The sequence below is a fragment of the Micromonospora sp. DT44 genome (genome assembly GCF_049841635.1).
Taxonomy (GTDB): Bacteria; Actinomycetota; Actinomycetes; order Mycobacteriales; family Micromonosporaceae; genus Micromonospora.
Genome location: NZ_JBNCKS010000015.1, coordinates 87,326 through 112,537, shown reverse-complemented (window position 1 = coordinate 112,537; position 25,212 = coordinate 87,326). Strand labels below are relative to the sequence as shown.

The following is a 25,212-nucleotide window of genomic DNA, read 5'->3' as shown; positions in this document are numbered from 1 at the left end:
CGAGCTGATCACCGGTCAGAGTCGGGCCAGCGCCTTGCGCAGCGGGTCGAGGCCCAGCGCGCCCAGGTCCAACGCCTGCCGGTGGAACTCCCGCAGGTCGAAGTCGGCGCCCTTGCGAGCCATCGCGTCCTCGCGTGCCTGCAACCAGATGCGCTCACCCACCTTGTACGACGGCGCCTGGCCCGGCCAGCCCAGGTAGCGGTTCAGCTCGAAGCGCAGGTTCTCGTCCGGTACCCGGCAGTGCGCCCGCATGAACTCCCAACCCAGCTCGGGCGTCCACCGCTCGCCCGGGTGGAAGCCGAACGGGTTGTCCTTCGGTATCTCCAGCTCCAGGTGCATGCCGATGTCGACGATCACCCGTGCGGCACGCATCGCCTGACCGTCGAGCATGCCCAGCTTGTCGCCCGGGTCCTGGAGGTAACCCAGCTCGTCCATCAGCCGTTCCGCGTACAGCGCCCAGCCCTCGCCGTGCCCGGAGACCCAGCAGAGCAGCCGCTGCCAGCGGTTGAGCAGGTCGGCCCGGACGGCCGTCTGGGCCACCTGAAGGTGGTGCCCCGGCACGCCCTCGTGGTAGACCGTCGTCACCTCGCGCCAGGTGGAGAAGTCGGTGATGCCCTGCGGCACCGCCCACCACATCCGACCAGGCCGCGAGAAGTCCTCGCTCGGCCCGGTGTAGTAGATGGCCCCGTCGCTGGTGGGCGCGAGGCAGCACTCGATCCGGCGGACCTGCTCCGGAATGTCGAAGTGGGTGCCGTGCAACTCGGCGATGGCCTTCTCGGCGAGCGCCTGCATCCAGTCGCGGAACGCTTCCTTGCCCTGGATCGTGCGCGCCGGGTCAGCGTCGAGCCGCGCCACCGCCTCGTCGACCGTCGCACCCGAACCGGCGATGCGCCCGGCCACGACCCGCATCTCCGCCTCCAGGCGGGCCAGCTCCGCGAAACCCCAGGCGTACGTCTCGTCGAGGTCGATCTTCGCGCCGAGGAAGTACTGCGAGGCGAGTTCGTAGCGCTCCCGGCCGGCGGCCTGCTTGTCGCGCCCGTGCGGGGCCAGTTCGGCCCGCAGGAACTGACCGAACTCGGCGGTCGCCGCGGTGGCCGCCGCCGCGCCCCTGCGCAGCTCGGCGCCGAGGGTGCCGTCCGCGCCCAGCCGCTCGACCAGACCGTGGAAGAAGTTGTCCCCGGTCGGGTCGGTCCAGATGTCGCACTGCTTGGCCACCTCGACGAGCTGCACCTTCGAGCTGACCTGCCCGTCGGCGAGTGCCTCGCGAAGCGTGGTCTTGTAGCCCTCCAGCGCGCCGGCGAGGCCGTTGAGCCGGGTGGCGATGTTGGCCTGCTCGTCGGCCGTCGCAGTCGGCATCAGGTCGAACACCATGCGGATCTCGTGCAGCCCGCTGGTGATCACGCTGACCTCGCTGGTCGTCTCGCCGGCCTCGTAGCGGGCCAGGTCCAGACCGAGCCGTTCCTGCATGGTCTCCTTGGCGGTGCGCTCCGTCTCGGTATCCGGCTCGGCCGTCTCCAGCTCGGTGAGCGTCTCGCGGGTCAGGTCGGCGCGCGCCCGGTATCCGTCCGGTGAGAGGTCGTCGAGCTTGTTGTCATGGCCGGCGATGCCGACGTAGGTCGCGCCGGTCGGGCTCAACGGCGCCCACTTGTCCACGTAGCGGTTGGCGATTTCATCAATTCGTCCCACGCTGCGACACTACGTGACCACCCGGTTGGGATGTCGATGTCAATTGTCGTGTCCAAGCAACGGAAAATCGGACGACTCTGTCCCACCCCTCCGGCAGAGTGTCAGGGGTGACCACCGAGATCGCTCCTGACAGGGCCCCGCTGCGTGCCTGGTTACCGGGCTTCTTCGCCCTCGCCGCCATCTGGGGTTCCAGCTTCCTGTTCATCAAGGTCGGCGTGGCCGAGCTGCACCCCGTGCAGCTGACCCTCTACCGCGTCGGCGCCGGCGCGCTGACCCTGCTGGTCGTCCTCGCGGTGCTACGCGACCAGTTGCCCCGTGAGCCCCGGGTGTGGGCGCACCTGGCCGTTGTCGCCGCGTTCGGCGTGGCCGTGCCGTTCACCCTGTTCGGTTACGGCGAGCAACGGGTCGAGTCGATGCTCGCCGGCATCTGGAACGCGACGACGCCGTTGATCGTGCTGCCGCTCGCGGTGCTGGTGTTCCGGACCGAGCGGTTGACCGTACGCCGGGCGATCGGCCTCGGGCTGGGCTTCGTCGGCGTACTCGTCGTGCTCGGGGTCTGGGAGGGCATCGGCGGGGCGCACTTCGTCGGGCAGGTGATGTGCTTCGGGGCGGCCGCCTGCTACGGCGTCGCCATCCCGTACCAGAAGCGGTTCATCGCAAGCAGCACGCACTCCGGGCTGTCCCTGTCCACGGCGCAGTTGCTGCTCGCCACCGCGCAGCTCGCCATCGTCACCCCGTTCGTCGCGGGAGCGCCGCCGCTGCCCACCGAGCTGTCGCCAAAGGTCGTGGCAAGCGTCCTGGCCCTCGGCGCGCTCGGCACCGGGCTCGCCTTCGTCATCAACATGCGCAACATCCGGTTGGCCGGCGCGAGCACGGCGTCCACCGTCACGTACCTGATTCCGATCTTCGCGGTGCTGATCGGCGCCGTGGTGCTGGACGAGCGGCTCAACTGGCACCAGCCGGTCGGTGCGCTCATCGTGCTGCTGGGCGTCGCGGTCGCGCAGGGCGTGTTCGGCCGTCGGACGCCCCGGCCGGTCGTCGGCGTGGGTGCGCCCGCGGCGCCCGCCGCCGAGCCCGCCCGCCGCTGACCCACCGGCACGCCCCCGACCGGTCCGGGCCGCCGGTCAGGCTCGGTTGCGGGTCCACTCCACGAGCTGCTCGGCCGACCAGGTGTTGACCACCCGGTCGGCCGGGACGCCGCAGCGCGCGGCCCGCTCGCAGCCGAACCGCTGCCAGTCGAGCTGGCCGGGCGCGTGCGCGTCCGTGTCGATCGCGAAGCGGCAGCCCGCCTCCAGGGCGCGTCGGATCAGCCGTTTCGGCGGGTCCTGACGCTCCGGCCGGGAGTTGATCTCAACTGCGGTGTCGTGTTCCGCGCAGGCGGCGAAGACGGCGTCCGCGTCGAAGTCGCTCTCCGCGCGGGTCCGGGCCCGGTGCCCCCTGTCACCCGGGCCGGTTACCCCGGCCGGCCGGGAGGACACCATCCGGCCGGTGACGTGACCGAGGATGTCCAGGTGCGGGTTGGCGACAGCCCGCACCATGCGCCGGGTCATCTTCGACCGCTCGTCCTTCAGGCCGCTGTGCACCGAGCCGACCACCACGTCGAGTCGGGCCAGCAACTCCTCGTCCTGGTCGAGCGACCCGTCGGCGAGGATGTCCACCTCGATGCCCGTGAGGATCCGGAAACCCTCCGGCAGCGCCGCGTTGACCTGCGCCACGTGGTCGAGCTGACGGCGAAGCCGCGCCGCGGTCAGCCCTCGGGCCACGGTCAGCCGAGGCGAGTGGTCGGTCAACACCAGGTACTCGTGACCCAACTCGACGGCGGCCAGCGCCATCTCCTCAATGGGCGAGCCGCCGTCGGACCAGTCCGAGTGGGTGTGGCAGTCGCCTCGCAGGGCGGCGCGCAGCGCCGCGGCCTCGGCATCCAGGTCGCTGCCCTCGGTCGCCACCAGCCGGCGCAGATAGACCGGTTCCTCCCCGGCCAGGGACTCCGCCACGCAGCGCGCCGTCACGTCGCCGACGCCGGCCAGCTCGGTGAGAGTGCCGTTGCCGGCCCGTTCGGCTACCTCGGCCGCCGGCAGGCCGGCCAGCGCCGTGGCCGCCGAACGGAACGCCCGCACCCGGTAGGTGGCCTCGTTCGCCCGCTCCAACAGGAACGCGATCCGACGCAGGTCGGCGATGGGGTCTCGGGCGGCCATGTCAGGGAGCCTTCGGGCAGCCGTGTTGGCGCTGCCACGCGGTCACCTCGGCGGCCGGTTCCCGGTTGCCGCCGCGCCGCCACGAGTCCAGGTAGCGCGCCGGCCAGAGCACCCCGCGCCGGATCCACCACCCGTCCTTGCCCGAGCACGGCGGGGAGATTCCGAAGTGCACGTGACAGACACTGTTCGCGTTGCCGGTCCGACCCACCTTGCCGAGCTGCTGCCCGGCACGCACCCGGACCCCCGCCTCGACCCCGGACGAGACGACGCTCAGGTGCGAGCCGTAGTAGCGCACCCCGTCGTCACCGAGCAGCGACACCGACAGGCCGCCGTTGTCCGGGCCCTGCGGCCCGCTCTTGGAGTACCTGTCGACACGACTCACCTCCAGCACCTTGCCGTCGGTCACCGCCACGAAGGGCTCACCGCAGTTGGCGAACACATCCGTCGCCGGGTACGCACCGTGCGTCGTGTGGTAGTCCACGTTGTCGGCGCGTACCGGAAAGACATGCCGGACCCCGGCGCGGGGCGCGCTCGGCGACGGCTTGGCCGACGACGGCGTCGGGCTGGCCGGGCCCTTCGTGGTCGGCGCGACCGTCGGGGCCGCCGGTTGCTCTCCGGTTTCCCAGACCGCCGACGGCGACGGCGCGGCGACGCCGTCCGGCGGCACTCCGGGCCGGGTCGTCGCGCAGCCGGCGGCGAGCACCGGGGCGAGCAGAAACAGGATCGGGTACGCCGGACGCACGCGGCGACCGATCGTCGGCGAGGGCATTCGGCCATCCTGACAGACCGGTACCGTGGGGACGAGCGACGCGCGTGAGGGAGGGCAGCCGGTGAGCATCGCCCGACAAGACCCCATCCCGGACCCGGCCGCCGCGCGCCCGGCGTCGCGTACCCCGTCGGGGCTCTTCCCGGCCCTGCCACCGACCAGACCGACCTACCGCGAACCGCACCCGGTCACCGGCGGTGGGGTCGCCTCCGGCGGCGGTGCGGCGGCTGCCTGGCTGCTGCTGTTCGGGCTCCTCGGCACCGACGTGGTCAGTTACGCGTGGTGGACGGTGGTGGCCGGCCTGCTCGCCTGGGCGACCGCCCTGGTGCTGGTGCGGTACGGCGATCGTGGAGTGGCCACCGGAGTGGCAATCGTGACCGCCGGCGGCTGGAGCATCGCCGCCGCCGTGGTGGCCGTGCGCTGGGCGACGAGCGGTGACTGGCCGCTGTGGTGAGCGAGGCCGGACCGACCCGGATCGGGGCGTGGACGACTGCGCCGCGTGCCCGGTTGGCTGCGTAGCGAACGCCGTCTTGACGTGGCCGCCGAGACTCGGCACTCTCGGCACTATGGCCTGGACCACCCCGCGGCAGGACCCGGATCGCAACCGCCGCCGCCTCCAGTTGCTCGCCGAGTTGGCGGGCGCACGGGCGGTACGCCAGCGCAGCCGGCCGCAGCGAGAGCGCACCGAGCGTCTACGCCAACTCATCGCCACCCGCCGTCGGGTAGCTGGCTGATCGGACTTTGTCAGGTTTGGCCGGCGTCTCGGGGCGTTGACCGGTCGCCTGCCGACCCGACCGGCTAACGTGCACCCTTGATGAGTCGGCGCTGTGCCGAGGGCTTTTGGGGGAACCGTGTCGTACTTCGCTGCGGCCGTGGTGCGTGATGACAGTGGCTGGACCGCGGCCGAGGTCAACCTTCGGGGTGCCACCGACATTGACGAGGTCGCCGACCGGCTGCGCGATGTCGACCTGGAAGCCGACACCTCGCTGCTCTTCGTCGAGGCCGACGACGCCTACCTGGTGATCCTGCGTCTCGACGAGGGCGAGGACCTGCGGGTCTTCGGATCGGACTCGGCGTACGCCGAGGAGTCCCGGCTGGGTCAACTGCTGGTCGGTGACCTGAAGACGTCGGTGACCGGGCTCGACGGCGACGACGAGCCGCGCCCCGCCGCCAGCGGCGACGAGGAGAGCGAGCAGCCCGCCGTCGACCCGGAGGCCGATCCGGTGGGCGACGCCGACCTGCTCGCCAACCTGGGCATCTCCGCACAGAAGCTGCTGACGCTCTGCGGCCACGAGGGGATGTTGCCGGCGGACGTCACCGCCGAGATCTGCGAGGTGCTCGGCTGCGCCGACGAGGTCGAGGAGTTGCGTGAGGTCTGAGCCGGCCGACGCCACCGACCCATCGTTGGAGATGATCCGGCCGGGCCAGCCGACGCCGGGCGCGGTGGGCCGAGCCGGGCCGGGCGCACACGAGGGCCTGGCCGACCCCGGCGAGATCGGGCGACGGCAGCGGCACGAGCTGTGGATGCGCCGAGCCCTGGAGGTCGCCGTCACCGACCCGGCGATCCCCAGCGGTGGCGTCGACGACATACCCGTGGGCGCGGTGCTCTACGGCCCGGACGGCGGCGAGCTGGCGATCGGGCGCAACGAGCGGGAACTGACCGGCGACCCCACCGCCCACGCCGAGGTGCTGGCCCTGCGTCGGGGGGCCGGACGGACCGGCGAGTGGCGGCTGGACGGCTGCACGCTGGTGGTGACGCTGGAGCCGTGCACCATGTGCGCGGGCGCGCTGGTGCTGGCCCGGGTCTCCACGGTCGTCTTCGGCGCGTGGGAACCCAAGACCGGCGCGGCCGGCTCGCTCTGGGACGTACTGCGCGATCGCCGGCTCAACCACCGTCCCGAGGTGTACGGCGGTGTGCTGGAAGCCGAGACCGCCGCCGTGCTGCGCGCCTTCTTCCGCTGAGGCTGCACCGGGTCAGGCCGGCGGCAGGGTGACCGTGACGACCAGACCTCCGCCCGGGCGGGCGTGCGCCTCGGCGGTGCCGCCGTGGGCCCGGGCCACCGCTCGGACGATCGACAGGCCCAATCCGAAACCACGCGTACCGGCCACCCGCTCGCGCGACAGCCGGCGGAACGGCTGGAACATCGTCTCGACGTCGTAGCCGGCGATCAGCGGGCCGGTGTTTGTCACCGTCAGGGTGGGTCGTCCGTCCACCAGGGCGGTGCGCACCTCGACCCATCCGTCGGCGGCCAGGTTGTGCCGTAGCGCGTTCTCCACCAGGTTGAACGTCAGCCGTTCCAACAGCACCGGGTCGCCGTTGGCCGGGGCCGGGGCGAGCGACCGGTGTACGGGCAGGTCGGGCGCCTGCTTGCCAGCCTGGTCGATCACGTGCGCGCAGACCTCCGCCAGACCACCGTGGTGGTGATCACCCATGATCGGGAGATCGCCGACAGTCTGCCCCGGCAGGTACGGATGCGGGACGGCGCGGTGCGGCACGATTCGGTCCTCGCGACGGGCGGAGTCGGCTGATGGCGGTCCTCACCCCGGCCCGGATGGGCCCCGGGGACGTCCTGCGCGTCGGTGGCGTGGGCCTGCGGACCCGACCGCTGCGGGCGTTCCTCTCGGCGCTGGGCATCGCGATCGGCATCGCCGCGATGATCGCGGTCGTCGGCATCTCCTCGTCGTCCCGGGCCGAGCTGGACCGGGCGCTCGACGCGCTCGGCACCAACCTGCTCACCGTGGAACCGGGCAACACCGTGTTCGGCGCGGACGCCCAACTCCCCGAGGAATCGGTGGCCATGATCGGCCGAATCGGTCCGGTGACCGGGGTGTCCGCGACCGTGCAGGTCTCCGACGCCAAGGTCTACCGCTCGGACCGGATTCCGGCCGCCGAGACGGGCGGGATCGCCACCCGGGCGGCCCGGCTGGACCTGACCTGCTCGGCACCGTCGGGGCCCAGGTGACCAGCGGAACGTGGCTCAACGAGGCCACCGCCCGCTACCCGGCGGTGATCCTCGGCGCGACCGCCGCCGACCGGCTGGGAATCGGCGAGGCGGATCCGCAGGTACAGGTGTGGCTAAGCGGGCGGTGGTTCACCGTGGTCGGTGTCCTCGCTCCCGTGCCGCTCGCCCCGGAGCTGGACACGTCGGCGTTGGTCGGCTGGTCGGCGGCGACCGACTACCTGGGCTTCGACGGGCACCCGAGCACCGTCTACACCCGGGCCGAGGAGTCACAGGTCGAGGCCGTCCGGTCGGTGCTCGGCGCGACCGCCAACCCGGAAGCGCCCAACGAGGTGGAGGTGTCCCGCCCGTCCGACGCGCTGGCCGCCGCCGAGGCGACCGACGCCGCCTTCACCGGGCTGCTGCTCGGCCTGGGCGCGGTCGCCCTGCTAGTCGGTGGCGTCGGCGTCGCCAACACCATGGTCATCTCGGTGCTGGAACGCCGGGCCGAGATCGGCCTGCGCCGGTCGCTCGGGGCGACCCGAGGTCAGGTACGCACCCAGTTCCTCGCCGAATCGCTGCTGCTCTCGGCGCTCGGCGGGGTCGGCGGGGTGCTGCTGGGAATCCTGGTCACCACCGGATACGCGCTGTCCCAGGACTGGCCGACCGTGGTGCCGGCGTGGGCGATGCTCGGCGGAGTGGGCGCGACCCTGGTCATCGGCGGCTTCGCCGGCCTCTACCCGGCGGTCCGCGCCGCCCGGCTCTCCCCGACGGAGGCGCTCACCGCCGTCTGAGCGGGGGCGGGTAGACCTGGCGCGACGTGGGCCGGCGTGGCGCGACGTGGGCCGGCGTGGCGTGGCGCGGGCCGGCGTCGCGTGGCGCGGGTCGGCGTGAGCGAGAGAGCGTGATGACTGTGAGGCATCAAGATGCCTGTGAGTCATCACGCTCTCCGCGGTGCGCCGTCCCGGAAGGTCAGGCGATGATCGTGTCGAGCGCGATCTCGACCATCTGGCTGAAGGTCTGCTCCCGCTCGTCCGACGTGGTCTTCTCGCCGGTCTTGATGTGGTCGCTGACGGTCAGCACGGTCAGCGCCCGAGCCTTGAACCGGGCCGCGATCGTGTAGAGCGCCGCCGACTCCATCTCCACCGCCAGCACGCCGTAATCGGCGAGCGTGTCGTAGAGGTCCGGCCGGTCCGTGTAGAAGGCGTCCGCCGCCAGGATCGGTCCGACGTGCATGCTGATGCCGCGCCGCTCGGCCACCTCGACCGAGGTACGCAGCAGCCCGAAGTCGGCCACCGGGGCGTAGTCGATCAGACCGTCGAAGCGCATCCGGTTCATGTTCGAGTCGGTGGACGACCCGATCGCCGCCACCACGTCACGCAGTTGCAGGTCGGTGCTGAGAGCGCCGCAGGAGCCGACCCGGATCAGCGTCTTCACGCCGTACTCGTTGATCAGCTCGTGGGCGTAGATGGAGGCGGACGGCATGCCCATGCCGGAGCCCTGGACGGAGACCTCGACGCCGTTCCAGCGGCCGGTGAAGCCCAGCATGCCCCGAACCGTCGAGTAGCAGGTCGCGCCCTCGAGGTAGGTCTCCGCGATCCACTTGGCCCGCAGGGGGTCACCTGGCATCAGGACCCGCTCCGCGATCTCGCCCGGCTTCGCGCCGATGTGCGTACTCATGGCAAAGATCCTGCCAGGCCGGCTCGGGCGATACCGGTTCGGCGTCCGAACCCGCGGTCCTGTACCCTCGTCGGCGGTGGCGTGTCCGAGTGGCCTAAGGAGCACGCCTCGAAAGCGTGTGAGGGTTTACGCCCTCCGCGGGTTCAAATCCCGCCGCCACCGCTCGTGCGTAGCAGCGCGCCGGGGACCGTACGGTCCCCGGCGCGCTGCTTGTTCTCCGCCGTCAAGGCCTGCGTGAGGCTTTGCAATAGAGACGAAATTTCTACTGGTTGCGATCATCACATTAACTGTGGTAACTCTATGAGCTTCGGTGTCCGGGCGGCTCCGCACACTTGAATTACATCGACTCGGCCGTTTCGGGGAGTGGCGATGAAGAGGCTTCTGAGGTTCTTGGACGCGGCATTCATCACGCTTCAGGCGATATTCGCGCTGACTGCGGTGGTCGTCACCGAGGTCCTTAATCAGCGAAATCTGCATCTCACTTTCATCGAAGCGCTCTTGGCGATGATCGTCATTGACTTCTTCATTCTCTTCAGCAGTCGCTGGAAAGTGCTGACCAGGAGTACCGAGGAAATTGCGAGGACGCTCGCCCACCGGGGAATAGGCGTCGAGTTCGTCGAACGCCACACGTTCGACTGGAGAACCGCTGTGGCGTCGGCGCGTCACGACGTCTTCATCAGTGGTACGACGTTGACCGGCTTCGTGGCCGCGAAGGATCTGTTCGCCGGGCTGAACCGACGTGTGCAGGTGCGCTTCCTGGTGCTCAACGTGGGCGACCTCGACGTCCTCGAGGGGTTCCGGCGGATGAGGTACTCGGACTCCGAGCGCCACAGTCAGCAGCGGTACCTGAATCAGGCGAACCTCTTCAAGGATCTCTACATCCGTTTGCGGGACAGCGGAAATATTCAGTTCGGCGTGTCGGACCGCATCATGCCCATGGCCTTCATCGCGATCGACGTGAACCGGCTGTCGGAGAATTCCCTCATCCGCGTCCAGCACTACCTGCACGAGAACGAGGCCGACCAGGCGACGGTTTCCTACGTGGTGCGACCCGGCAACCCCACCTACGCGCAGTACGCGTCGCAGATCAAGATCCTCTGGGATGCGGCCCTCAAGCAGAACACTTACCTCGACGCGCCATGACTGCGGCTACTTCTCGGCGATCCAGACCGTCCAGGTGTCCCGTTCGACCGCCGGCCAACGAGGAATCCGCTCGACGACGTAGTCGGCCAGTTGACGGATGCGCCGGTCGTCGAGCGCGTGGAGCAGGGACCGGCCGCGCCGCAGCACGATCTCCTCGTACAACTCGCCCGGTTCGCGGAACACTTTGCGCAGCTCGCAGACTTTGCTGCTGTTGACGAGCCGGAATCCTGCCTCCAGGAGAGCGGACGTGACATCCGACTCTCGTCGGCGGCGCTCGATCTCGGTCGCTCTCAGGCGTTCGTCGAAGGCGAGGTAGTAGCCACGGATGTGTTCCGCCGAAGGCGGGAGGAGGACGTCGTCCACCGTGCGGTCCTGGACCCAGAGCAGGCCGGCGGGTTTCAGGATGCGGCGGGCCTCCCGGAAGTTGCGGTGCAACGTCATGAAGTGGTGGATGAGAGCTCTCTCGACGACCCCGTCGAAGACGTCGTCCTCCGCGCCCACGGCCTCCGCGTCGGTCAGCAGAAATGACACGCGGTCGACTCCCTGGCAGTTGCTCCGGGCCGACTCCAATGACAGGTGCGATGAGTCCATCCCGACGACCAGCTCCGGTGCCATGCCCGCGATCGCCTTGGTGTAGATGCCACCGCCGCACCCCAGGTCGGCGACCAACCGACCCTCCGGGCGCATGAGCCGCGCGAAGAGCGCCGACCAGGCGGGGTCTGCGGACCGCCCGACGTAGGTGTCCCGATTGTGAGGATCGTCGAAGTCGATGTACTTACTCATTTGATCATCGCCTGATCCAGGCTCGCAGCATCAGTCTTCCCGCGCCGCCCTCGGACGCGTCGACGAAGGCATGACGCCCGTGCAGGTAACGCCGGTTGTCGCTGATCACGATCTGCCCCCGGAGCAGCCGCCCCTCGATGTGTAGATCCTCGCTCGCCATCAAGGCGTCGAGGAGATCCATGGCCCTCGTCTCGGCCGGAGTCAGCGGCCGTACCCCCGGCATCGCATGCCCGGACTCGATGTAGTCCCGCAGATATGTTAGGTGGTGCGTGCGGTCGTCGGCGCCCGAGCGCTCGACGACCCGCCGTACGATCGTGGCTCCGGGTTCGTCCTTGCGCCGCTGGTCGAAGTGGAACTGGTTACTGAGGACGTCGAGGATGTCCGGCATCTGTGCCGAAGCCAGCCGCAGGATTTCCTGCGAGTCTATGAAGACGAGTTCACCGCCGGCCGCGGCCTGACGCAGGCAGAGAAGTGCGATGAGATCCGGCACCTCGCCGGGAACGGGTACGCCGTCGGTGTGGAAGCTTCCGCCGTCCCGGCTGTCGGAGTAGCGGAGCGTGCGATCCGACAGGTCGTTCCCCCGGTACGTCACCTCTCTGAGCAACTGCGCCGAGGAGCCGACGCTCTGTGGGATCAATGTCCCGAGCGCCTCGCAGATCAGGGGGAAGACGACCCGCAACTGCGGGCCGGAGAGATCGTCGAGCCCGGACAACACTGCGATGCCGCGCGTGGTGAGCACCTCGCCGATGCCGCAGGCGTCAACCATCCGGCTCACGTGCCGGCGCCATGTCTCGCGGGGCTGGCCCGCCACGTCGGCGGGATCCATGAACACCCGGTACGGGGAGAAATCCACGACTCATACCTCCTCGGAGTCCTACCGCAACCGATGGGACCTCGTCCTCGACTGAACGAACGGCGGTCGGGGCCGAGCAGGTGGCCCGACGCCCGCGGGGCGCGTCAGCATCTCGACCAGCACGGGGCCGGACGCGTTCAGCAGGCCGGCCAGCGCGGTGAGGACATCGGGCGTGGTCGGGCCGCGGAACACTTCCGTGGGCCAGCCGAGGTCGTGCCCGAGGGCCGAGAAGCTGAAGCGGGATCCCAGCGTGTCGCCGCCACCGACCGACTCGTGGCTGCCATTGTTGATGATCACGTGCCGGTAGTTCGGGACGGTGAGCGCGGCGGGCAGGAGCACCGCTCCCAGATGCATCAGGGCCGAGCCGTCGCCGTCGACGCAGATGACCGGCACGTCCGGGCGGGCCACCGCCAGACCCTGAGCGACGGAGCACGCGTGCCCCATGGCACCGACGCAGTACACGAACTCCTCGAACCGGCCGGGGTGGTCCGTGCGGTACTCGTGCACGAGTCTGCTGTTGAAGCCGGTGGAGGCGACGACGATGCTTCCGGACGGGGCAGCGTCCAGGACCAGTCGTACGGCGTCGCGACTGGTCCACTCCTCCAGCGCACGGCCTCCCGTGGCCGGAGGTGTGGGCGGGCGCGCGGCGCCGGCCTCGACCAGGACCGCGGTCACCGAATTGCTGGCAACCGCCTGCTGATGAGCCAGGCCCAGCGTGGAGACGACGTCCGACAGGTCGGACGCGCAGGTCGTGCGGAACGGGATGTCCGCCGCGCGGAGCAGGCTCGTCGTGGCGCGGCCCACCGCCTCATGTTGAGGCTCGTCGCCGGCCCAGCCCCGCATTCCGATGAGGAGGACCAGTGGGACGGACTGAACGGAGCTGTGCGTCAGCGAGGTGAGGGGATTCAAGGCGTTCAGCAGTCCCGAGTTCTGCATGCAGACCAGCGCGCATCTGCCGCTGCCGAGCGCCCAGCCGGCGGCCAGCGCCACGGCGGAGCCCTCGTTGGTGCACACCGACGCGTCCTCGCCCGGCCGCTGCCAGATCGGACTTAGGAACGCCAGAGAGGAATCCGGCACACCGACGACCAGGCCGAAGGTCGCTCTGATTCGTTTGGCTGCGCCTGCCACCTCCACGCTCACCCGTCCCCTATCGAGTCAGCTTCCGTGCGTTCGGAATGAACTCCTCGTGGCGTCGGATGAATGGTCGTTCCTCGACATCGCCGATCCATACGCCCTCGAGATTCTTGTACCCGCTGTCCGAGCCGCCGAGTACGCGGACCACCGCGCTCATGAAGCCGCCGTGGGTCACGGCTACGAGAGGCGTCGCCGAACCGTCGTGGGTGACCGAGTCGCGCCATTCCAGGAAGCGGCGGAAGACGGATTCGTCATGTTCGTATCCGTCCGGCTTCCGGCCCGCTTCCCGCCAACCCGGCCACTTCTGGTCGACGTCTTCCGGCAGCATGCCTTCCCAGTCCCCCCAGCTTCGTTCGATCAGCCGATCGTCGACCCGGCACGGGATGTCCTGCGATTCCGCGATCGCCTCGGCGGTCAGGCGGGCCCGTTGCAGCGGGCTGGTCCATACCTGCGAGAACGGGGGAAGGGCCGTGAGCGCCTGGCGAGCCTGGTCGATGCCGGCCCGGGTCAGGTGGGTGTCGCTCAGTCCCTGCATCCGGCCCGTGAGATTCCATTCCGTCTCACCGTGGCGCAGGAGGAGAAGCTCCATCTCAATTCCACCCTGATTCCGACTGCAACTTCAGGACCTCCTCCATTGAGGCGAGTGCCAGATCCGCCGGTTGACGTCCGCCCGCGCCGAGGATCGACTGGTACGTGTCGTCCATGGCTCTGACCGCGGCACGCAGCCCCTGATTGGCGTAGATGGCCAGTGCGAAGCCGGCGCGTTGCATCTCCTCGAAGCCTGCCTGGCGGATGGAGGTGGCCAGCACTCCGAGAGGTGCCCTCCCGCGCCAGCCGTGGGCGAACGCCTCCAGCGCGTGCATGTCACTGGAGCGGTGCTGGATGATGATCGCGTCGGCGCCTGCCTCGACGTAGGCGTTCGCTCGTTCGAGTGCGTGGTCCACGGAGAATCCTTGGGAGAGCGCTTCGGTGCGAGCTACCACCAGGCAGTCATCAGCGGTCCGGGATTCGGCGGCGGCCGTGATCTTCGAACAGAAGCGATGGACATCGTCGAGCTGGTGTTCACCATCCAGGAACGTGTTCCTCTTGGGGAAGGCCTGATCCTCGAGGCATATCGCATCGATGCCCCGGTCCACCGCCTCCCGGGCCAGCCGCCGCACGTTGATCACGTCTCCGTAACCGGTGTCGCAGTCCACGATGACCGGGTGGGAGGTGGCGCGCTTGATGCGCCAGGCGGCATCCAGCATCTCATTCAGAGTGATGACACCCTCGTCGACGAGGCCAAGTGAATTCGTGACGCCGAAGCTGCTCACCCAGATGGCGTCGAAGCCCCGGTGCTCTGCCAGCCGGGCCGAGAGGGCGTCGTGGGCACCGGCGACCATCGCAATTCTGTCCTCTGTCAGCAGGTCGGAAAGACGTCGTGCGGACCTCTCTCGACGTACCGTCACGCTGCGGCTCCTCCGACTAGAGATCCTCGGGCAGGATGGCACCTCTTCCGGTGATACTGCCGACGATCTCGGTGCTTGTCGAGCGGGCCCGGAGGCGGCTCCGCCAGTATTTGTGCATGATGCCAATCGATGCGTTGGCCAACCTGCCGGTATCGGCAGGTCAGCCCTTCCATTGAATCCTCAGGCCGCAACGGGGCCGGGGCGAAGAGGTTGCTGGCGCGGCCGCCACCGCTCGTGAAATACGGGAACGCCCGGTGCGACCCCCTGGGGATCGACCGGGCGTTTTCCCGTCAGAGCTGCGTTTCGCCGCCGTCGACGAACAGCTCGCTGCCGGTCATGAAGCTGCTCTGGTCCGAGGCGAGGAAGAGCACGGCGTTGGCGATCTCGTCCGGGTGGGCCAGGCGGCCCATGGGCACGGTGGACGCGATCGTCTTGAGCAGGGCGGTCGACTCCCCGGGGCTCGGAGCCAGGCCCGCGAGTCCGGGAGTCTCGGTCGAGCCGGGCACGAGTGTGTTGACCCGGATCTTCCGGTCCATCAGCTCGGCGGCCCAGGTGCGGCCGAACGAACGGATGGCGGCCTTGGACGCGGCGTAGACGCTGAACGCCGGAATGCCGCTGACCGCCGACGTCGAGCCGGTCAGCACGACCGAGGCGCCCTCGTTGAGCAGGGGCAGGGCCTTCTGGACGGTGAAGATGGTGCCGTAGACGTTGGTGTCGAAGGTGGTGGCGACGTGCTCGACGGTGATCGAGTCGAGCGAACGGAACTCGCCGCCGCCGGCGTTGGCGAACAGCACGTCGAGCCCCGCGCCGCGCTCCTCGATGGCCCGCATAACCCGGTCCAGGTCGTCGAGGTTGCCGACGTCGCTGACGATGCCTGTCGCGTTGGCGCCGATGCTGCTCACCGCCTCGTCGAGCGGGCCCTTGCGCCGGCCCGTGACGAAGACGTACGCGCCTTCGGCGGCGAAGCGGCGGGCGGCGGCCAGGCCGATGCCGGTGGTGCCTCCGGTGACGAGGGCGGTCTTGCCGTCGAGCTGTCCCACGATCAGTCTCCTTCGAGAAATTGTGTACCGAGCGGTACTGATCCGACCGTAGCAACCCCTGACCTGCCCCGCAAATTTCTGTACCGATCGGTTGCATCGGTGGCTAGGATGGGTGCCGGAGGTGGTGGACCGTGCCGGTACGAGGGCGTCCTCGGGGCTTCGACGTCGACGAGGCGCTGGAGCGTGCGCTTGAGGTGTTCTGGCGTCAGGGGTACGAAGGCGCCTCGATGGCCGACCTCACCGCGGCCATGGGCATCAACAAGCCGAGCCTCTATGCCGCCTTCGGCAGCAAGGAGGAGCTGTTCCGCAAGGCCGTGGCCCGGTACGCCGAACAGGACATGGGGTACGCCCGGCAGGCAATCGCCCAGGGCACCACGTACGAGGTCGTCGCCACTCTTCTGCGCGAGAACGTGCTCGCCGTCACCCGACCCGACCGCCCGGCCGGCTGCCTGTCGATCCAGGGTGGCACCGCCTGTTCCAGCGAGAACGGGGGCGTCGCGGAATTCCTCGCCGCCAGCCGCCTGGCCGGTGAGCGGGCCCTCGCCGACCGGTTCGCCCGTGCCGTCTCCGAGGGTGACCTGCCGGCCGACGCCGACCCGGCCGCGCTCGCCCGATTCGTCATGAGCGTCACCGAGGGGCAGGCGATCCACGCCGCCGCCGGGGTCTCGCGCGACGAGCTGCGGCAGACGGCGGAGATCGCGCTCGCCGGGTTCGCCGCCGTGTCCGGGGCTCGCCGCCCCGCGACTGCGGACAACCCGGCCTGAGCGCTCACGCTCGAACGAGCGCCGCCACCCCGTCGCGGCGCGGGCCGGCCCTCCACCTGCTGGAGGGCCGGCCCGCCGCGCGTCACGCGGTTGGGGCGTTGCCGTCCCGGTGGGTCAACCGGTACGAGGCGTCGACGGCATCCGTCTCGAGGATCACCGTGACCGGACCGGCGGGCAGGGTGCAGGTGACGGTCCGCTCGACGGCCGGGCTGGTGGGGCCGCAGTATCGGATGCCCTCGCTGTCGAAGACCGACAGGCGGGCGTCACCCGAGCCGGCGGTACGCGTCCAGGTGAAGCTCTCCCGGCTGGCGTGCTGATCGGCCGGGACGGTGTAACAGGCCACGAAGTGGTCCGCCCCGGTGGTCGCCGTGGCACCCGCCGTGTCCGCCGGTAGGACCGGGCAGGCCGGCGGCCCGTCGACCCGGGCGAAGGCCACGGCGTACGAGGCGGTGGGTTCCCCCTCGTCGGCGGTGAGCAGTACGGAGAAGGGCGCCTCGCCGGTCAGCTCGCAGCTGTACTGACGCAGCGAGGAGTAGTCGCACACCTGATCGCCGGCGGCGTTCAGCACGCTGATCTCCGGGGAGGACGCGTCTCCGGCCACCAACTCGACGACGTGAGCCCCCGACGGGCTGGGCAGCTGGAGGCAGTTGTGCTGCCCCGCGGCGCCGAAGCTGCCCCGGAGCGGGGCGTTCTGCCAGCCGGTGTCCGACACCGGCGTGCAGTCCGACGTCTTCCACGGCAGCAGCGCGACGGCGTACTGGAAGTCGTTGTCGATCACCGAGGTGGTGTCGCCCCCGGCGAGGACCATCGTGTACCTACCCGCCGCAGGGACCTCACACCGGATCCCGGTGCAGACCTTGATTCCGGCGGAGTCGTAGACGGTGGCGTACGCCCGGTAGTTCTCGTCGTCCACCGCCGTGACCCGGTACACGCCGGCGCTGGGAAGGTCCAGGGTGCGGCAGCGGATGCCACCGAGGCCGCCGGACGGCGCCGAGTTGTACGTGCCCGGGGTGATGGTCGGGCAGCCGACCGCGTCGGAGAGCCGGCGAATCTGGATCTTGTAGGTGAGGTCTGTGGCGTCGGCGGGCCAGGTCGCCAGGTAGGAGACGACGCGGTAGGTCCCGGTGGCGGGCAGTACGCACCCGTCCTCCTCCGACCAGTCGGTACACAGCACGACACCCTGCTCGTCGACGATCGAGGAGTAGACGTCGTTGTACCGGTCGGGGGCCCGGTAGACCATGACCCGCTCGCCGGCTTCGCCGTGGAACGGCTGGCAATTGGTCTGGACCGGCGAGGTCTGGTGCACCGTCAGGGCCGGCTGGTCCCAGTTGAGCCCGGTGGAGGCGGCGCAACCCGCGGCACGGTCGAGGCGGGCCGCCGCCACCCGGTAGGTGACCGGCTCCCAGTTCCAGTTCTGCGCCACGAACGTGTACGCGCCGGCCGCCGGCACCGCACAGGACCGCCAGGAGTCGTACTCCGTACACACGACCTGTCCGGCGGGGTCGTACAGCTGCCAGTTGAGGTACTGGTTCGCAAACTGGTCCATCCGGATGATCACGCGACCGGGGGCCTTGACGCGCAGCGACTGGCAGTCGATTCCGTCGTTCGGTCCCACGGTGCCGGTCCCGACCGCCGTGCCCGGGTCGCCGAAGGTGGCCAGGGACAGGGCCGGGCAGCCGACCGACTGCGAGATCCGGGGCATCTTCAGGGTGTAGGGGGCCTTGTTGCCGTACAGCTCCTGCAGGAAGAGCCGGTACGGTCCGGGCTCGCGGAGGGTGCACTCCGTCGGGTACCTCACCGCACAGATCGGTTGGAACTGGGCGTCCAGGATGTTGCCCTGGATGTCCTCGGCGCCGCCCGGGTCGGCGAGGTGCAGGACCGCCCCGGTGGGCTGCGTGAAGCTGAAACAGCGGGCCGCAAGGCCGGCGGGCAGCGTGCCGCTGCGCCCGGCGGAGGCGAAGGAGAAGAAGCCCGCGGGCAGGTTGACGCAGGCGGACGGGGTGCGCGTCGACTCCGCCGACAGCGAGTAGGCGCCCTTGCCGGTTCCGGAGTAGAGCTTCACCGTGATCGTGTAGGTGCCGGCGCCGCCGAGCTTGCACTCGTTGAGGTACGAGGTGACGTAGCAGACGGTGCCGCCGTCGCTGCCCTTCACCTGTGCGCTGAGACCGTCACCGGATACCTCGCGGAGCCGGACGAGCAGGGTGTCCTGGTCGACCGTCGAGGTGACCGTCCAGTTGTGCGCTGCGGCCCCGGTGATCGACGCGCAGTTCTTGACCGTGCCCGTCGGGAGTGCGCCGCCGCAGGCGGCGGCGAGGCCGACGACGGACTTCGTGTCCGAGGTGGCTCGGCCCGGGGCCGGAGTCGTGGTCGCCGACTTCGGAGGCGTGGTCACGGTGGGCGGTTGCTCGGTGGTCAGCGCCGGTCGCGGCGACTGCTCGGCCGTCGGGGCGGCGGTGGCGGGACCGGCCAGCAGGCCCGCCCCCGTGAGGCTCAGGGCCGCCACAGCGGCCCATCTGGGAAAGTGTTTCCACAGTGGACTAAGCGCGGGTGTACGCACGATGTCTTCCCCCGTTCTGTCGCGCGAAATGCGCAGGCGAGGGGATGATTTCACGACGGTCGATCGCGGACAATCGGCTTGCCGTCTCAGCCGGACAGGCCGGTCAGCGGGGGGCCGGGCGGCCCGGTCAGCAGGGGCCGGCGCCCTCGTCGAAGAGGCGGCGCGCCCACTCGGCGTACCCGGCGATGGTTTTTCGGACCGTGCGCCCGTCGTGCAGGAACAGGTACGCGCGGTCGCCGCTGCGGGCGAGTAGCCCGTCGAGCCGGTGTGTCCCCTGTGGAGCGGGCAGGCGGGTGACCGACTCGTAGCGGTCCCAGACCTCCTGGACCGGTGAGCCGGCCGTGATGCCCTCCGGTGTCCGCATCGGGTCGCCGACCCACAGCAGCACCAGTTTGTCCTCGACGAACACGGGACTGGCCGTGTCGTGGCCGGCGAGGACCGGTCCGCAGGCGTCCAGGTCGGTACGCAGGACGCCCCGGCGGGTCAGCTCGGCCTCGGTGTCACCGAACTCGATGTCGCGCAGGCCGTTCAGGTCGATGATCTCGACTACGCCGGCGGGCCGGTTCGCGGGCATCGGCCCAGCGGACGGCACACCGCTGCCCGCGATCGAGGCAGCAGTCAGCAGCGTGGCAATGAACGCAAATTGTCGCAATTTCATGGAATCCCCCAGTCCCCAACGGGGCTGAGCCGTCCAGGTTGCTGCCCGCCGACGGATTACTGGTTTTCCCACTGTTCGATCAGGTCGTCCCAGTGGTCGGCGCTGAGTCGACGCCGCCCGTGCGCCAACCACCCGGCGGTGTTGCGTTCCAGATGCAACCCCAACTCGGCGAACGGATCGATCCATGCCCCACGCTCCACGCCGAGTCGGATGAGTGCCGCATTGATCGGCCACTGCTCGCGCGGCTCGTCGAAGACGTCTCCAAAGCACGGGCCCCAGGCCAGCGCCCCGCCGAGCCACACCGCAGCCGACTGGTGGCCGACGCCACCGCCGAACTCCGCCTCCAGGTACGCCACCGGCCCCGAACGTGACCACACGGCCAGCAACTCGACCAACGGCGGCGACAACACCAAGTCGAACGGCTGCTCGGCGCTGCGGTCGTCCGCCGCGTAGTCCGGTAGCGATCCGGTCAGCTCGGCCACCAACTGCGGGGTGACCGGCAGTAGCGCGAAATCCTGACGCAGCTCACCGAGAACGGCGTGGTCCAGCTCGGCGGTGTGCTCGCGGAGCAGGTCCGCGTCCGCGACCACCGCGCTGAGCTGGTACGCCATCACACCCCCACCGTCGTCCACAACCTGTGGATAGAACATGTGTACGACGGTCGCCCTCGCCGCCGTCCGTGACTGGCACGGTACGCGGCGCTGCGGAACCGGGCGGCCCGGCGGGTGCGTGGTCGGGGACTCAGGCGCGGTCGGCGAGATGGGCCACGAACGTGCGCCAAGCCGTCGGCGTGAAGGCGAGCGCCGGGCCGGTCGGATCCTTGGAATCCCGTACGCCGACCACGCCGGGCAGGTTGTCGGCGACCTCGACGCACGCGCCGCCGTTGCCGCTGCTGCGGGTGCTCTTGCGCCACCGCGCGCCGTTCAACTCCATGATTCCGCCACTTCCGTCATCAGCTCGACCGACTGTGAGTGCGACAGCGCCTCGCCGCGCACGTTCTCCCATGCCGCCATCATGGCCGCGATGTCGTCGGGGTCGCTAGCCACTTGTCCCTGTAGCTGGTTGTCCAGGTAGCCGGCGACCCGATGGTCGTGGCTGTGCGCGATCACAAACGGTCCGTTCAGCCCGGCGTACGCGCCGACCGTCGCCGGCACGACGTGCACCCGGATGTGCGGCTCGGCGCAGGCCGCGACGAGGGCCAGCATCTGCTCGTGCATGGTCGCCCGGCCGCCCACCGGCCGGCGCAGGATCGCCTCGTCGACGACCGCAGTGAACTGCGCCGGGTCGTCGCGCTTGAGCACGCCCTGCCGGTTGAGTCGAACGGCGAGGTGCCGCTCGACCTCGCTCCAGGGGATCAGGCCCGCACCGCCGAGGACCGCGCGGGCGTACGCCTCGGTTTGAATAAGTCCCGGCAGGACCGTCGACTCGTACCAGCGCAGCGACACCGCCTCGCGCTCGATTTCCTGCCAGGGACGAAACCAAATGGGGTCACGACGTCTTGCAGTGTCCGGCCAGATGTCCGACACGTCCTTGTGAAGGGCTTCCGCCGCCGCCAAGCGGTGTCGAGGATGCGGGATGCGGCCCTCGGTCAACCAGCGCGCGACGGTCTTCGGGTCGACGCCGACGGTCTCGGCGAGGGATTCGGTGGTGTGCCCGGTGTCGCTGAGCGCCACCCGCAACGCGTCGTTCACGGTGCCCTCCATCGGATGTCTCGAATATCTGAAAACCATATAGCCACGCCCTGTAGGTGCCCGGTGACGCGCCGCACTGTGGTCTACAGAAGACGGCGTGGCCGGTGGAGGCGCAGCCGCCCGGCGGTCGGCGTCAGTCCGGGGTCGCCCCGACGCGGAGGCGGGGTGGCCCCTTCCACCAGGCAAGGAGGTCTACTCATGCCGCGCCGTCGCCACCGGAACCACCTGCCGACCCGACCTACCTGGCGATGTCAGGCGTGCGGCATCGCCTGGCCCTGCTCGGCGGCAAAGCTCCGGCTGCTCGGCGAGTACCGGAGTGACCGGGTGGCGCTGACGATCTACCTCGCGACGCTGCTGACCGAGGCCGGCGAACACCTCCGAGACGTGGACCCGGCCCGGCTCACCGACCGCTTCCTCTCCTGGGCCCGCGCCCGGGGGTGAGCGGCGGCGTCAGGGTCGCCAGATGACGATGCTCACGTCGCGCCGGCGTTCGGCGAACAGGCCGTTCCGCGCCGCTGTCATCAACAGATCGCGCAGGTCCGCCTCGAAGGCGGGCAGCCGATCGCCGAACAGGTGCGGCGTCGAACTGGACAGTGAGAACACCGCAGACGTCACCTCGTCCACCGATCGCTCCGCGACCATCCCCTGCTCGACGGTCAGCCGGGTCGGGCCGGTGAAGCCCGCGGCGAGCATGATCTCTGCCTCGCCACTGGGGGTGCCGGAGGGCAGCGAGCCCTGACCGGCCCGGCGGACCGGCCCCAGGTAGCGCGCCACCAGTTCGTTGATCCGTGGCCAGGGCGGGCGGGGATACGGCAGCGGGTCGTCGTCGGCGACACCCTGGTGGGTGGTGGCGCCGACGTGGACCCAGGCCCCGTCGGGCGCGAGCATGTCGCGGACCCGGCGGGCCACCAGCGGCCGATCCATCCAGTGGTACGACTGGGCGAACGTGGCGACCCGGAACGTACCCAGGTCGGCCGGCAGTTCCTCGGCCCGCAGGTGCCGCCACTCGACGTTGGTGACCTCGGCCTCGCTGGCCCGGCGTTGCGCCTCGGCGAGCATGTCCCGGTCGGCGTCCACCCCGACCGCCGCCTCGAACAGGGGCGCGAGCAGCAGCGTCAACGAACCGGGACCGCAGCCCACGTCCAGGAGTCGGCCGGTGCCGTCCAGGTCGAGCGCGGTGCCGACGGCCTCGGCGACTTCGGGTGGGTACGGCCACCGGCCGACGCTGTAGTGCCGGGCGCTGCCGGCGTACAACGTCTCGTCCCACTGCCAGGTCGAGTCAGCCATGGCATCGATGAGACCACAACGACGACGCCCGGCCGACCTGTTATCGGTCTGCCGGGCGTCAATCATGCTCCGCGAGCGGAGGATACGAGATTCGAACTCGTGAGGGTGTAAACCCAACACGCTTTCCAAGCGTGCGCCCTAGGCCTCTAGGCGAATCCTCCGCGAGCCAGGATACAGGCCTCCGTCGGCCGGGCCACCCCACCACCCCCTGAAGATCGACGAGCTGTCGGGTAGGGTTGGCGTCACCTCCCGTGCGGCGGTATCTCGTGAACCTCCCCAGGGCCGGAAGGCAGCAAGGATAAGCGAGCTCTGCCGGGTGCACGGGAGGCCTTTTCGTTCCCGGGGCCTTGATCCACACCGACGCGCATGATGTCGGGCTGTCAGAGGCACGCGGACACCCCGGTTTCCAAGAAGCCGAGTCGATCAAGCCGCGGCAACCGAGTCGATCAAGCGTGGCGGTCCAGGCGACCCGGCGGGGTGGGTGGTCACCCGCGCCCGACCGGCGCAGAATGGCTCGGTCGAGAGGAGGCGGGACGAGTGACGCTGGCGCTGTACCGCAAGTACCGGCCACGTACCTTCGCCGAGGTCATCGGGCAGGAGCACGTCACCGAGCCGTTGTCGCAGGCGCTGCGCAGCGGCCGGCTCAACCACGCCTACCTCTTCTCCGGCCCCCGTGGCTGCGGCAAGACCACCAGCGCCCGGATCATGGCCCGCTCGCTCAACTGTGAGCAGGGCCCCACCCCCGAACCGTGCGGTAAGTGTGCGTCCTGCCGCTCGCTGGCCGCCGACGGCACCGGCTCCATCGACGTGATCGAGATCGACGCGGCCAGCCACGGCGGTGTCGACGACGCCCGCGAGCTGCGGGAGCGCGCCTTCTTCGCGCCGGCCAGCAGCCGCTTCAAGATCTACATCATCGACGAGGCGCACATGGTCTCGACCCAGGGCTTCAACGCCCTGCTCAAGCTGGTCGAGGAGCCCCCGGAGTACGTCAAGTTCATCTTCGCCACCACCGAGCCGGAGAAGGTCCTCGGCACGATCCGGTCGCGCACCCACCACTACCCGTTCCGGCTGTTCCCGCCGAAGGTGGTCCGCCCGTACCTGGAGCAGCTCACCCAGGCCGAGGGCGTCGCCGTCGAGCCGGCGGTCTTCCCGCTCGTGGTGCGCGCCGGTGGCGGCAGCATGCGGGACAGCCTCTCCGTGCTCGACCAGCTCATCGCCGGCGCCGGCCCGGAGGGCGTCAGCTACGCCCGGGCCGTCTCGCTGCTCGGGGTCACCGACTCCGCGTTGATCGACGAGATGTGCGACGCGCTGGCCGCCGGTGACGGCGCCGCCGCCTACGCCACCGTCGACCGGGTCGCCGAGGCCGGGCACGACATGCGCCGGTTCGCCTCCGACCTGCTGGAGCGGCTCCGGGACCTGATCGTGATCCAGCAGGTGCCGGACGCCGCCGCGAAGGGTCTGATCGACGGCCCGGGTGACCAGATCGAGCGGATGGCCGCCCAGGCTTCGCAACTCGGCTCGGCCACGCTCTCCCGCTGCGCCGACATCGTGCACGACGGCCTGGTCGAGATGCGCGGCACCACCGCGCCCCGCCTGCTGCTTGAGTTGATCTGCGCCCGGATGCTGCTGCCCGGCGTGGACGACTCCACCGGCGGCCTGCTCCAGCGCCTCGAACGGATGGAACGCCGGCTCACCCTCGCCGGCACCGACGCGCCGCCGGCCGCCGCCGGCTCCGCGTCCGCCACGACCCAAGGGGTACGCCCACAGCCGGCTCCCCCGGTACCGGCTGCCGCAGGCCCCACACCCGCCGCCGCCCCGACCTCCGCACCGCCGTGGGACGTCGACCCGACGGCGTCCCCGACCGGAGGCGTCGCAGCTCAAGGTGCCGCCGGTCGGAGCGCCACAACCTCGCGTGCGCCGGGGTCTGCCGTCCACTCGTCGATGCCGGCGTCGGCCGGCGTGTCGGCCCTCTCCGCCGCAACGGCACCCGTCTCCCTGTCCGGCTCGGCCGGCGGCTCGGTGAGTCCCGGGGCGTCCGGTCCCGGTGCGTCGGGCCCCGGTGCGTCCGGTCCCGGTGTGCCCGGCCCTGGTGCGTCCGGTCCCGGTGCGGCTGATGGCTCGCCGGGCCCGCGTCGGGTGGTGCCGCCGTCGGCCGTGCTGCCCGACCCGGCGACGCCCGCGCCGCCCCGCCCGGGTACCCCGGCCCCCGCGCTGGACGCGGTAGCGGTGCGGCGGGTCTGGCCCGACGTGGTCGGCAAGGTCAACCGGACCAACAAGCGGATCGCCGCCCTCATGCGCGACGCGGTGGTCCGCGAACTCGACGGCGACACGCTGGTCTTGACCGTGAAGTCCTCCGTGCTGGCCAAGATGATGGCCGACCACGCGGCGGTGCTCACCGACGCGCTGTACGAGGAGCTGGGCGGGCGCTGGCAGATCCGCTGCGAGGTGGCCGGCGAACGGGGTGCCGCGTCGCTGTCCGGCCCGCGTCCCCAGTCGGCCGCGCCGACCCGACCCGCCACACCGACCGCGGCCGCCGCCAGTCCGACGAGCGCGCCGCCCGTCGAGCCCGGCCCGAGCGCCGCGCCGAC

At 70.3% G+C, this 25,212-nt stretch carries 24 protein-coding genes, 2 tRNA genes, 1 other RNA gene and 4 pseudogenes; 13 read left to right on the top strand and 18 right to left on the bottom strand.

What is annotated here, in order from left to right; translation table 11 throughout:
* Positions 1-15: 15 nt before the first annotated feature.
* Complete coding sequence (locus ACLQ25_RS11630) at positions 16-1,686, bottom strand: DUF885 domain-containing protein (protein ID WP_425730877.1); 1,671 nt, start codon at positions 1,684-1,686, stop codon at positions 16-18.
* 107 nt (positions 1,687-1,793) lie between these two features.
* Between ACLQ25_RS11630 and ACLQ25_RS11625 the strand changes: the two are divergent.
* Positions 1,794-2,928: pseudogene (locus ACLQ25_RS11625) on the top strand (DMT family transporter); the annotation flags it as partial.
* On the opposite strand, the gene ACLQ25_RS11620 reads toward ACLQ25_RS11625, so the two are convergent.
* Positions 2,811-3,881, bottom strand: coding sequence for a PHP domain-containing protein (locus tag ACLQ25_RS11620; protein ID WP_425730876.1), 1,071 nt, complete (start codon positions 3,879-3,881; stop codon positions 2,811-2,813). The pseudogene ACLQ25_RS11625 and the gene ACLQ25_RS11620 overlap by 118 nt on opposite strands.
* Before the next feature lies 1 nt (position 3,882).
* Positions 3,883-4,650, bottom strand: coding sequence for a M23 family metallopeptidase (locus ACLQ25_RS11615; protein ID WP_425730875.1), 768 nt, complete (start codon positions 4,648-4,650; stop codon positions 3,883-3,885).
* A gap of 61 nt (positions 4,651-4,711) precedes the next feature.
* Between ACLQ25_RS11615 and ACLQ25_RS11610 the strand changes: the two genes are divergently transcribed.
* The 4 genes from ACLQ25_RS11610 to ACLQ25_RS11595 all read left to right on the top strand — a co-directional run bounded on the left by ACLQ25_RS11610 (position 4,712) and on the right by ACLQ25_RS11595 (position 6,609).
* A complete protein-coding gene (locus tag ACLQ25_RS11610; protein ID WP_425730874.1) occupies positions 4,712-5,101 on the top strand; it encodes a hypothetical protein in 390 nt (129 codons plus the stop codon).
* A gap of 112 nt (positions 5,102-5,213) precedes the next feature.
* Positions 5,214-5,381, top strand: coding sequence for a hypothetical protein (locus ACLQ25_RS11605; protein WP_266247104.1), 168 nt, complete (start codon positions 5,214-5,216; stop codon positions 5,379-5,381).
* 117 nt (positions 5,382-5,498) lie between these two features.
* Positions 5,499-6,026, top strand: coding sequence for a tRNA adenosine deaminase-associated protein (locus ACLQ25_RS11600; RefSeq protein ID WP_425730873.1), 528 nt, complete (start codon positions 5,499-5,501; stop codon positions 6,024-6,026).
* 31 nt (positions 6,027-6,057) lie between these two features.
* Positions 6,058-6,609 (top strand): nucleoside deaminase, encoded by a 552-nt coding sequence (locus ACLQ25_RS11595; RefSeq protein WP_425730890.1) that lies wholly within the window; start codon positions 6,058-6,060, stop codon positions 6,607-6,609.
* A gap of 12 nt (positions 6,610-6,621) precedes the next feature.
* Here the strand turns inward: ACLQ25_RS11595 and ACLQ25_RS11590 are convergent.
* Positions 6,622-7,056 (bottom strand): annotated as a pseudogene (locus ACLQ25_RS11590) (sensor histidine kinase); the annotation flags it as partial.
* Between ACLQ25_RS11590 and ACLQ25_RS11585 the strand changes: the two are divergent.
* Both ACLQ25_RS11585 and ACLQ25_RS11580 read left to right on the top strand, forming a co-directional pair.
* Positions 7,057-7,176 (top strand): annotated as a pseudogene (locus tag ACLQ25_RS11585) (ABC transporter ATP-binding protein); the annotation flags it as partial.
* A pseudogene (locus ACLQ25_RS11580) lies at positions 7,176-8,380 on the top strand (ABC transporter permease). The pseudogenes ACLQ25_RS11585 and ACLQ25_RS11580, both read left to right, overlap by 1 nt.
* Positions 8,381-8,558: 178 nt before the next feature.
* Here the strand turns inward: ACLQ25_RS11580 and deoD are convergent.
* Positions 8,559-9,266: a purine-nucleoside phosphorylase gene (gene deoD / locus ACLQ25_RS11575; RefSeq protein ID WP_425730872.1), complete on the bottom strand. Its 708-nt coding sequence runs from the start codon at positions 9,264-9,266 to the stop codon at positions 8,559-8,561.
* A gap of 75 nt (positions 9,267-9,341) precedes the next feature.
* Here deoD and ACLQ25_RS11570 point away from each other — a divergent pair.
* Positions 9,342-9,428: transfer RNA gene (locus ACLQ25_RS11570), tRNA-Ser, on the top strand.
* A gap of 207 nt (positions 9,429-9,635) precedes the next feature.
* Positions 9,636-10,409 (top strand): hypothetical protein, encoded by a 774-nt coding sequence (locus ACLQ25_RS11565; RefSeq protein WP_425730871.1) that lies wholly within the window; start codon positions 9,636-9,638, stop codon positions 10,407-10,409.
* A gap of 6 nt (positions 10,410-10,415) precedes the next feature.
* On the opposite strand, the gene ACLQ25_RS11560 is transcribed toward ACLQ25_RS11565, so the two are convergent.
* The 6 genes from ACLQ25_RS11560 to ACLQ25_RS11535 form a co-directional block, all read right to left on the bottom strand.
* Positions 10,416-11,192, bottom strand: coding sequence for a class I SAM-dependent methyltransferase (locus ACLQ25_RS11560; protein ID WP_425730870.1), 777 nt, complete (start codon positions 11,190-11,192; stop codon positions 10,416-10,418).
* A gap of 4 nt (positions 11,193-11,196) precedes the next feature.
* Entirely contained in the window at positions 11,197-12,045 is an 849-nt protein-coding gene (locus ACLQ25_RS11555; protein WP_425730869.1) for a TauD/TfdA family dioxygenase, read from the bottom strand.
* A gap of 21 nt (positions 12,046-12,066) precedes the next feature.
* Positions 12,067-13,122: a thiamine pyrophosphate-dependent enzyme gene (locus ACLQ25_RS11550; protein ID WP_425730868.1), complete on the bottom strand. Its 1,056-nt coding sequence runs from the start codon at positions 13,120-13,122 to the stop codon at positions 12,067-12,069.
* A 70-nt stretch (positions 13,123-13,192) separates the two neighbouring features.
* Positions 13,193-13,768, bottom strand: a complete 576-nt coding sequence (locus tag ACLQ25_RS11545) for a histidine phosphatase family protein (RefSeq protein ID WP_425730867.1) — start codon at positions 13,766-13,768, stop codon at positions 13,193-13,195.
* 1 nt (position 13,769) lies between these two features.
* The gene (locus ACLQ25_RS11540) at positions 13,770-14,627 is read right to left on the bottom strand and encodes an isocitrate lyase/PEP mutase family protein (protein WP_425730866.1); all 858 of its coding nucleotides are present in this window, start codon (positions 14,625-14,627) and stop codon (positions 13,770-13,772) included.
* A 290-nt stretch (positions 14,628-14,917) separates the two neighbouring features.
* Positions 14,918-15,667, bottom strand: a complete 750-nt coding sequence (locus tag ACLQ25_RS11535; RefSeq protein ID WP_425730865.1) for an SDR family oxidoreductase — start codon at positions 15,665-15,667, stop codon at positions 14,918-14,920.
* A gap of 131 nt (positions 15,668-15,798) precedes the next feature.
* Between ACLQ25_RS11535 and ACLQ25_RS11530 the strand changes: the two genes are divergently transcribed.
* Positions 15,799-16,431, top strand: a complete 633-nt coding sequence (locus ACLQ25_RS11530; RefSeq protein WP_425730864.1) for a TetR/AcrR family transcriptional regulator — start codon at positions 15,799-15,801, stop codon at positions 16,429-16,431.
* 82 nt (positions 16,432-16,513) lie between these two features.
* Here the strand turns inward: ACLQ25_RS11530 and ACLQ25_RS11525 are convergent, their stop codons facing one another.
* The 5 genes from ACLQ25_RS11525 to ACLQ25_RS11505 form a co-directional block, all read right to left on the bottom strand.
* Entirely contained in the window at positions 16,514-18,934 is a 2,421-nt protein-coding gene (locus tag ACLQ25_RS11525; RefSeq protein WP_425730863.1) for a hypothetical protein, read from the bottom strand.
* Between the two features lie 181 nt (positions 18,935-19,115).
* Positions 19,116-19,610: a hypothetical protein gene (locus tag ACLQ25_RS11520; RefSeq protein ID WP_425730889.1), complete on the bottom strand. Its 495-nt coding sequence runs from the start codon at positions 19,608-19,610 to the stop codon at positions 19,116-19,118.
* Positions 19,611-19,702: 92 nt separating this feature from the next.
* Positions 19,703-20,257: a hypothetical protein gene (locus ACLQ25_RS11515; protein WP_425730888.1), complete on the bottom strand. Its 555-nt coding sequence runs from the start codon at positions 20,255-20,257 to the stop codon at positions 19,703-19,705.
* Positions 20,258-20,387: 130 nt separating this feature from the next.
* On the bottom strand, positions 20,388-20,579 hold the full coding sequence (locus tag ACLQ25_RS11510; protein WP_425730862.1) for a DUF397 domain-containing protein: 192 nt from the start codon (positions 20,577-20,579) through the stop codon (positions 20,388-20,390).
* Positions 20,570-21,337, bottom strand: coding sequence for a helix-turn-helix domain-containing protein (locus ACLQ25_RS11505; protein WP_425730861.1), 768 nt, complete (start codon positions 21,335-21,337; stop codon positions 20,570-20,572). The genes ACLQ25_RS11510 and ACLQ25_RS11505 overlap by 10 nt, the downstream gene beginning before the upstream one ends.
* Before the next feature lie 198 nt (positions 21,338-21,535).
* Here ACLQ25_RS11505 and ACLQ25_RS11500 point away from each other — a divergent pair, with 198 nt between their 5' ends.
* On the top strand, positions 21,536-21,778 hold the full coding sequence (locus ACLQ25_RS11500) for a flavin reductase (RefSeq protein WP_425730860.1): 243 nt from the start codon (positions 21,536-21,538) through the stop codon (positions 21,776-21,778).
* 9 nt (positions 21,779-21,787) lie between these two features.
* Here ACLQ25_RS11500 and ACLQ25_RS11495 read toward each other — a convergent pair whose 3' ends face one another.
* Positions 21,788-22,624: a class I SAM-dependent methyltransferase gene (locus ACLQ25_RS11495; protein ID WP_425730859.1), complete on the bottom strand. Its 837-nt coding sequence runs from the start codon at positions 22,622-22,624 to the stop codon at positions 21,788-21,790.
* A 76-nt stretch (positions 22,625-22,700) separates the two neighbouring features.
* Positions 22,701-22,785 (bottom strand) — tRNA-Ser (locus tag ACLQ25_RS11490).
* Positions 22,786-22,867: 82 nt separating this feature from the next.
* Here ACLQ25_RS11490 and ffs point away from each other — a divergent pair.
* An RNA gene (gene ffs / locus ACLQ25_RS11485) (signal recognition particle sRNA small type) lies at positions 22,868-22,957 on the top strand.
* A 204-nt stretch (positions 22,958-23,161) separates the two neighbouring features.
* On the top strand, positions 23,162-25,212 hold a 2,051-nt coding region (locus ACLQ25_RS11480; protein WP_425730858.1), incomplete at its 3' end, for a DNA polymerase III subunit gamma and tau.